At 66.6% G+C, this 7,361-nt stretch carries 8 protein-coding genes; 5 read left to right on the forward strand and 3 right to left on the reverse strand.

Going from position 1 to position 7,361, the window contains the following annotated elements; translation table 11 throughout:
• Positions 1–283 precede the first annotated feature (283 nt).
• Both rplS and ACEU5R_RS20310 read left to right on the forward strand, forming a co-directional pair.
• On the forward strand, positions 284–664 hold the full coding sequence (gene rplS / locus ACEU5R_RS20305) for a 50S ribosomal protein L19 (RefSeq protein WP_103273368.1): 381 nt from the start codon (positions 284–286) through the stop codon (positions 662–664).
• Positions 665–787: 123 nt separating this feature from the next.
• Positions 788–1,519 carry a CoA pyrophosphatase gene (locus tag ACEU5R_RS20310; RefSeq protein WP_103273369.1) on the forward strand — a complete coding sequence of 244 codons (732 nt, stop codon included), beginning with the start codon at positions 788–790 and terminating at the stop codon, positions 1,517–1,519.
• Between the two features lie 101 nt (positions 1,520–1,620).
• Here the strand turns inward: ACEU5R_RS20310 and rsgA are convergent, their stop codons facing one another.
• Together rsgA and ACEU5R_RS20320 are read right to left on the reverse strand one after the other, a co-directional pair.
• Positions 1,621–2,580, reverse strand: a complete 960-nt coding sequence (gene rsgA, locus ACEU5R_RS20315) for a ribosome small subunit-dependent GTPase A (protein WP_392411401.1) — start codon at positions 2,578–2,580, stop codon at positions 1,621–1,623.
• The gene (locus ACEU5R_RS20320) at positions 2,577–3,827 is read right to left on the reverse strand and encodes a M48 family metallopeptidase (RefSeq protein WP_103273370.1); all 1,251 of its coding nucleotides are present in this window, start codon (positions 3,825–3,827) and stop codon (positions 2,577–2,579) included. The genes rsgA and ACEU5R_RS20320 overlap by 4 nt, the downstream gene beginning before the upstream one ends.
• 60 nt (positions 3,828–3,887) lie before the next feature.
• Here ACEU5R_RS20320 and orn point away from each other — a divergent pair, with 60 nt between their 5' ends.
• Both orn and ACEU5R_RS20330 read left to right on the forward strand, forming a co-directional pair.
• On the forward strand, positions 3,888–4,433 hold the full coding sequence (orn, locus tag ACEU5R_RS20325; protein ID WP_103273371.1) for an oligoribonuclease: 546 nt from the start codon (positions 3,888–3,890) through the stop codon (positions 4,431–4,433).
• Between the two features lie 46 nt (positions 4,434–4,479).
• Entirely contained in the window at positions 4,480–5,115 is a 636-nt protein-coding gene (locus ACEU5R_RS20330) for an NAD(P)H-hydrate epimerase (RefSeq protein WP_392411402.1), read from the forward strand.
• Positions 5,116–5,225: 110 nt separating this feature from the next.
• Here the strand turns inward: ACEU5R_RS20330 and paaX are convergent, their stop codons facing one another.
• Positions 5,226–6,155: a phenylacetic acid degradation operon negative regulatory protein PaaX gene (gene paaX / locus ACEU5R_RS20335; protein WP_392411403.1), complete on the reverse strand. Its 930-nt coding sequence runs from the start codon at positions 6,153–6,155 to the stop codon at positions 5,226–5,228.
• A gap of 173 nt (positions 6,156–6,328) precedes the next feature.
• Between paaX and paaA the strand changes: the two genes are divergently transcribed.
• Positions 6,329–7,318 carry a 1,2-phenylacetyl-CoA epoxidase subunit PaaA gene (gene paaA, locus ACEU5R_RS20340; protein WP_392411404.1) on the forward strand — a complete coding sequence of 330 codons (990 nt, stop codon included), beginning with the start codon at positions 6,329–6,331 and terminating at the stop codon, positions 7,316–7,318.
• Positions 7,319–7,361 lie beyond the last annotated feature (43 nt).

Raw genomic sequence — 7,361 nt, forward strand, 5'->3', positions numbered from 1 at the left:
ACCTAGCACGGAAAATTTGTATAGATGTCTACTCAATAGGACTCGCAAGATACACCCATGGGCATGGTCCCGTCCAGTCGCGTCCCCCGACTTGGCTATTTTCGGAAATTCTGGTGTAGAATCATTGGTTTGCCAAATCTCATCCTCTGCTTGCGGCATATCCGTTGTCTGGCGCCCGGGAAGTCGGGAGCCTTTCCCTTCCAGTCTGGGACATAGGACAACGAACAAAATCGGACGGCAAAAAGTTGTTAGCCCGCAAAGGCAAGATGAACTAGGAGTTTCAATGAACCTCATCGCTATCCTGGAACAGGAAGAAATTGCCCGCCTGACCGGCGGCAAGGCCATGCCTGCTTTTGCTCCTGGCGACACCGTCGTCGTGAGCGTGAACGTCGTTGAAGGCACCCGCAAGCGCGTGCAGGCCTTCGAAGGCGTCGTGATCGCCAAGCGCAACCGCGGCCTGAACTCCGCGTTCACCGTGCGCAAGATCTCGTCGGGCGAAGCCGTGGAACGTACGTTCCAGCTGTACTCGCCGCAGATCGCTGGCATCGAAGTCAAGCGCCGCGGCGACGTGCGCCGCGCCAAGCTGTACTACCTGCGCAACCGCTCGGGCAAGTCGGCTCGCATCAAGGAAAAGCTGGTCAGCAAGCAAGCCTCGGCGGCTTGATCGCTTATCGGCACACGGCCCTATCTGTGTCGGACGCTCACGCTTTCCCGCGTTTTCGTCCGATACGGATTTCCGGGTTAAAAAGGCACCTGCGAGGGTGCCTTTTTCTTTACACAGAGCCGTATGTCTGATTCCTCGTCATCCCCGCGGCCCAGGCGGCCGCTGGCCCGTCCCGGTTTCGATCCGGCTTCCCAGCCCTGGGTCGTGGCCAATGATTCGCTGCCGGCCGTGCCTGCCGGCCTGCTCACGCCCGACGCGCTGCGCGGAACGCTGAGCCAGCCTTCCACCTGGAAGCTCGAACTCTCGCGCGACAATGACCTGCGCTATCCAGGACGCGAAGGCACGCCGGTGCCCGCCGCCGTGCTGATTCCCCTGGTGACCCGGGAGCAGGGCGTCAGCATCCTGCTGACCCAGCGCGCCGCGCACCTGTATGACCATGCCGGCCAGATCAGCTTTCCCGGCGGACGCATCGAAACCAGCGACCCCACGCCGGAGGACGCCGCGCTGCGCGAGGCGCACGAGGAAACCGGATTGCCGGCCGAGCATGTGGAAGTGCTGGGCAGCATGCCGCCGTATCTGACGGCGACCGGATTCTCCATCATCCCCGTCGTGTCCCTGGTGCGGCCCGGCTTCCAGTTGGCGCCGGACGCGTTCGAGGTGGCCGAGGTGTTCGAGGTGCCGTTGTCCTTCCTGATGGACCCGGCCAATCACCGCCTCTACGAGGCGCGGCTGGACGATGGCCGTGTGCGCCATTACTACGGCATGCCTTATGGCAAGTACTTCATCTGGGGCGCGACGGCAGGCATGCTGCGCAATCTGTACCATCTGCTGAATCACGGGCTGCAGCCGCGCTGAGAGCCGGGTGCGTCGGCGCCAGGCGCCATGGCGCTAGGTGTCGTGGTGCCCGACGCATTGGCGCCCGGCGCGATCCCGCGCGAGCGCGCCCGCGCCAGGTTTCAATACCGCTGCTGGCCCGCTTCGTTCTCTTCCAATACCCGTTGATACAGCGCATAGCGCGCGGGATGGATGGCGCCCGCCTCCAGCGCCGCGACCACGCCGCAGCCCGGCTCGTGCCGGTGGCTGCAGTTGTAGAAGCGGCAGGACTCGATGGGGCCGGTGAACTCGGGGAAGCCGCGGATGATGTCCTCGCGGGTCAGGTGCTGCAGGCCGAATGCCTGGAATCCCGGCGAATCGATCAGGTCGCCGCCCGGATCGGGCAGGTGGTACAGCCGCGTGCTGGTGGTGGTGTGCTTGCCCATGTCCAGCGCGGTCGAGTGTTCGCGCGTGGGCGCGGCGGCCTCCGGCACCAGCGCGTTGAGCAGCGTGGACTTGCCCATGCCGCTTTGTCCCAACAGCAGATTGGTCTTGCCCGCCAGGCGCGGCGCCAGCAGCGTGTGGACCCGCGCCGGTTCCAGCGCGCTCAACTCGACGATGTCCACGCCCAGCGCGGCGATCGGCGCCAGTCGTTCGCGGGCGGCGGGCAGGGCGTCGGCCAGGTCGGTCTTGTTCAGGATGATGAGTGGCGAGATCCCGGCGCTCCAGGCGCCGGCCAGGGCGCGCCCGGTCAGGTCGTCGGAAAAGGTGGGTTGGACCGCGACCACGATCAGCAGCTGATCGACGTTGGACGCGAATTGCTTGGAGCGCATCTCGTCCGAGCGGTAAAGCAGGTTGCGGCGCGGCAGGATCGCATCGATCGCGCCTTCGTCGCTGCCCTGCGGCGTGATGCGGACCCGGTCGCCGACCGTCGCGCCGGCCTTCTTGCCGCGCGGGAAGCACTTGCGCAGCGTGCCATCGTCCAGCTCCACGGTGTAGTGGCGGCCATGGGCCGCGATGATGCGGCCTTCGTTCGGCGCGCCGGTGACGGCGGCCGCGGCGCCCTGCTGCGGGCGTTGCGGGGAGCGATCGCGCGCGCTCATGCGGCCGGCGCCATCAGGTGACGGATGCGCACGGCGGCGGGAGGATGGCTGTCGTAGAAGGCGGAGTGCACGGGATCGGGCGTCAGGGTGGCGGCGTTGTCGTCGTAGAGTTTGACCAGGGCGGATACCAGTCGATCCGGCGAGCTTTGCTCGGCGGCATAGCGGTCGGCCTCGAATTCGTCGCGGCGCGAGTACCAGCTGGCCAGCGGCGTGAACACGAAGGTGAAGACCGGAATCACCAGGAAGAACAGCAGCAGCGCCATGGCGTCGTTGCGGCCGCCCAGCTGCGGCAGCACGCCCAGTCCCACATAGAACCACGGCTGCTGGGATATCCAGCCCAGCAGCGCGAAGAATACCAGGGCCGCGCCGAAGCTGAAGCAGATGCGCTTGATGATGTGGCGCTTGGCGAAATGGCCGAGCTCGTGGGCCAGCACGGCCTCGATCTCGTCGCCGTTCAGGCGCGCCAGCAGCGTGTCGAAGAAGACAATGCGGCGCGAGCGGCCGAAGCCGGTGAAGTAGGCGTTGCCGTGCGCGGAACGGCGCGAGCCGTCCATCACGAACAGACCGTTGAGCGCGAAGCCGCAGCGCTGCGCCAGGCGCTGGATGCGTCCGGCCAGATCGGGATCGGTCAAGGGCGTGAACTTGTTGAACAGCGGGGCGATGAACATCGGATAGATGATGAGCAGCGCCAGGTTGAACACCATCCAGAGGCCCCAGGCCCAGGCCCACCAGTACGCGCCGGCGCTGCCCATCAGCCACAGCACGGCGGCGGCCAGCGGCAACCCCAGCACGGCCGCCACCAGCAGGCCCTTGAGCGCGTCCGCCACGAACAGCCCGGGTGTCATGCGGTTGAAACCGAAACGGGCTTCCAATCTGAACTGCCGCCACAGCGTGAATGGCAGTCCCAGCAGGCCCAGCAGCAGCGCCACGGTCACCAGCAGCAGCATCTGGCGCAGGAAGTCGTTGCTGGTAAGCTGGCCTACCGCCAGATCGATGGCCTGCAGGCCGCCCAGCAGGGTCAGGCCCACCAGCACGATGGCGTCGTAGGTCCGTTCCAGCATGCCCAGCCGCACGCGCGCCACGGTGTAGTCCGCCGCGCGCTGGTGGCTGGTCAGGCCGATGCGGTGCGAGAATTCGGCTGGCACCTGTTCACGGTTGCGGGCGACATGACGGATCTGGCGCGTGGCCAGCCACAGGCGCACGGCAACGTCGATCAGCAGGAAGGCGACGAACAGCAGGGTGAACATGTGCGGGTCGGGTGCTCGGTAAGGGATATGCGAAAATCGCGTGTTTTATAGGCAAATTATATGGCTGTGAACGAAAACCGCCTGGTCTGGCTCGACATGGAAATGACGGGCCTCGAACCTGAGAAAGAACGCATCATCGAAGTCGCCGTCGTGGTGACCGAACCCGACCTGACCGTGGTCGCGGAAGGCCCCGTGCTGGTGCTGCACCAGCCCGACAGCCTGCTCGACGCCATGGACGACTGGAACAAGTCGACCCACGGCAAGAGCGGCCTGATCGACAAGGTCCGTGCCTCGACCATCAACGAGGCCCAGGCCGAGGATATCCTGCTGGAGTTCCTGTCGCAGCACGTGCCGGCCGGCAAGTCGCCGCTGTGCGGCAACACAATCAGCCAGGACCGCCGCTTCATGTTCGCCTACATGCCGCGGTTCGAGAAGTTCTTCCACTACCGCAACCTCGACGTCAGCACGCTGAAGGAACTGGCTCGCCGCTGGGCGCCGGCCGTCTACAAGGGCTTCGAGAAGAAGAGCCGCCACGAAGCGCTGGCGGACATCTACGAGTCGATCGACGAGCTGAAGTACTACCGCGAGCATTTCCTCAAGGTCTGACGGCCCCGGGGCGGGCGTCCGTCCCGCTGGCATTCCGGAGCCCGCCATGCCGTCTTGCTATCCCGTTTCCCGGATCCGCGAGGCCGAGCGCCAGGCGCTGGCTGCCGGCCGGCAGCTGATGCCGCTGGCGGGCGCGGCTGCGGCCCGCTTTGTGGCGGCCCGGATCGCGCCCGGTACGCCGGTGCTGGCCTTGGCCGGCCCCGGCAACAATGGCGGCGACGCCCTGGTCGCGGCGACCGTGCTGCGGGCGATGGGGCACGACGTGCGCGTGCTGCTGCCCGCCGGCCCGCAGAAGCTGCCTCCCGATGCCGCCCGCGCTTACGACGGGTGGGTGGCCGCGGGCGGCGGGACGCTGTCCGCGCTGGAACCGGGTTTCGTGCCCGGGCTGGTCATCGACGGCCTGTTCGGCATCGGCCTGAACCGTCCCCTGGGCGCCGATTGGCAGGCGCTGGTGGACACGGTCAATCGCTGGGGCGCGCCCGTGCTGGCGCTGGATGTGCCCAGCGGCGTGGACGCGGACACCGGCGTAGCGCTGGGGCGCCCGATCCAGGCGCGCTGGACCCTGTCCTTCATTGCCCGGGCGCGGGGGCTGGAGCTGCCGGGGTCCGGCGCCGGCGCCATCGGCGAGCGGCATCTGGATACGCTGGATGTGGTCATGCCGTCCGAGGCGGACGACGTCTGAGCCCAAGCCGCCGGATCATGGCGCGCAGGCAATCCGACGGTCCGTCGCGCCGGGCGTGACGCGACATCGGCCGGCGCATCCGACCCCGGATCCAATCACTTTTCGTCGAATCAGGCGGGCCGGCCGCCGAAGCGCGCCGCCACGTCCGCCGTGAGCGGCGTGTAGCGTTCGTTGTCGCGGGCGGCCAGCGCGTCCAGGTGCGCCTCGGAGGCGTCGAACACGCGCCAGTAGAGACGCCCGCACAGTTCGCGCGCCGCGCGTCCGGGCCAGTTGTCGGGCAGCATCGGGCCTGGCAGGTGGGGATCGTGCAGGACGATCCGGCGCCAATTGTGCAGCAGCAGGACGCGGATGACGAAGGCCTCGGCTGGCGAGGGCGGCGCGTCCAGCAGTTTTTCCAGCGGTCCGAAATTCTTGCTGAACGCCCGGTACTGCTCGGCCACATCGTCCAGGTTCCAGCACTGCGAGGCCAGGCTGGCTATCGGCAGGCCGCCGGCGTCGGCCAGGTCGCGCGCCGACAGCACCAGGGCGCGGTCGGGAATGCCCAGCTTTTCCAGGATGTCATGCGCCGCGCTGGCCTGGGTATGCGGATGGGCGAACAGCCCCGGCGCGATCATGCCGAAGCCTTCCCACACCAGTTCCCGGCGCAGCTCGGCGCGCTCGGCCAGTCCGTTGCCGATCCGGGGCAGGGCCACCAGCGTCCATTCCCCGTTCCAGTCCTGCGGCGCGCCTTCGTAGATGCGCTGCGAGGCGTGCGCCGTGTGGCGCTGCCCCAGCTCCGAGATCAGGTACAGGCTGCGGCGGCCATGCCGTTCCGATTGCAGCCAGTTCTGCGCGACCAGGCGGAAGACGCTGGTGCGCAGCAGCCGTTCATTGATGCCCAGCGGCGCCAGCAGCTCGATCAGGTCGCCCAGCCAGATGGCGCCGCCGTGCGGCGCCAGCGCATCGCCCAGCAGGCTGACGCAGAGCGATTTTGCCCGGGGCGGATCGCTTTTGATCAAGCGCGACAGAAAGCGGTCCAGGGGCGACTGAGGGTTTGCCATAAGTAGGGCCGCGGGCGGCCGGTATCGAGTTCGGCAATATGATACATAAATCCAATGTGATACAGATTTGAGTTTGACAATGGTTTTTTTGTATTAAATAATCGCCGGTATGACATGACGGCACTGCGCGGCGCCTGCTTTGCGTTTTCGCAAACCGTCTCAAGGAGACACACATGTACGCTCAACTCGTCGAGACCGGCGTCAAGCAGGTCAAGTCCGCCGACCAGCTCGAAGGCGCGGAACAGGCCTTCCAGCGTCGCATTGACGATGGCGTGCGCATCGAGGCCAAGGACTGGATGCCCGACGCCTACCGCAAGACCCTGGTGCGCCAGATCTCGCAGCATGCGCATTCCGAAATCGTGGGCATGCTGCCCGAAGGCAACTGGATCACCCGCGCGCCCTCGCTCAAGCGCAAGGCCATCCTGCTGGCCAAGGTCCAGGACGAGGCCGGCCACGGCTTGTACCTGTACAGCGCCGCCGAGACGCTGGGCGTGTCGCGCGACGACCTGATCGACGATCTGCACAGCGGCCGCGCCAAGTACTCCAGCATCTTCAATTACCCCACGCTCAGCTGGGCCGACATTGGCATGATCGGCTGGCTGGTCGACGGCTCGGCCATCATCAACCAGATCCCGCTGTGCCGCTGTTCCTACGGCCCCTATGCGCGCGCCATGGTGCGCGTCTGTAAGGAAGAGTCCTTCCACCAGCGCCAGGGCTACGACCTGCTGATGCAGATGTGCCTGCATGGCACGCCCGAGCAGAAGGCCATGGTGCAGGACTCGCTGAACCGCTGGTGGTGGCCCGCGCTGATGATGTTCGGTCCCAGCGACGCCGATTCGCCCAACAGCGCCCAGTCCATGGCCTGGAAGATCAAGCTCTTCTCCAACGACGAGCTGCGCCAGAAGATGGTGGACCAGACCGTGCCGCAGGCCGAATACCTGGGCCTGACCGTGCCCGATCCCGATCTCAAGTGGAATGCCGAGCGCGGCCACTACGACTTTGGCGAGATCGACTGGGACGAGTTCTACGCGGTCATCAAGGGCAATGGTCCCTGCAACCGCGAACGCCTGGCCGCCCGCGTCAAGGCGCATGAAGACGGCGTCTGGGTGCGCGACGCGCTGGTCGCCCACGCCGATAAACAGGCAACACGCAAAGCCGCGTAGGGGGGGGGGGCCCCCCCCCACCCCGCCGGGCCTGCCCCCCCAC

This window comes from Achromobacter sp. 413638, assembly GCF_043119405.1.
GTDB lineage: Bacteria > Pseudomonadota > Gammaproteobacteria > Burkholderiales > Burkholderiaceae_B > Achromobacter.

Coding starts and splice junctions, on each gene's coding strand:
- rplS (WP_103273368.1), top strand. CDS start 284: ATGAACCTCATCGCTATCCTGGAACAGGAAGAAATTGCCCGCCTGACC.
- ACEU5R_RS20310 (WP_103273369.1), top strand. CDS start 788: ATGTCTGATTCCTCGTCATCCCCGCGGCCCAGGCGGCCGCTGGCCCGT.
- rsgA (WP_392411401.1), bottom strand. CDS start 2,580: ATGAGCGCGCGCGATCGCTCCCCGCAACGCCCGCAGCAGGGCGCCGCG.
- ACEU5R_RS20320 (WP_103273370.1), bottom strand. CDS start 3,827: ATGTTCACCCTGCTGTTCGTCGCCTTCCTGCTGATCGACGTTGCCGTG.
- orn (WP_103273371.1), top strand. CDS start 3,888: ATGGCTGTGAACGAAAACCGCCTGGTCTGGCTCGACATGGAAATGACG.
- ACEU5R_RS20330 (WP_392411402.1), top strand. CDS start 4,480: ATGCCGTCTTGCTATCCCGTTTCCCGGATCCGCGAGGCCGAGCGCCAG.
- paaX (WP_392411403.1), bottom strand. CDS start 6,155: ATGGCAAACCCTCAGTCGCCCCTGGACCGCTTTCTGTCGCGCTTGATC.
- paaA (WP_392411404.1), top strand. CDS start 6,329: ATGTACGCTCAACTCGTCGAGACCGGCGTCAAGCAGGTCAAGTCCGCC.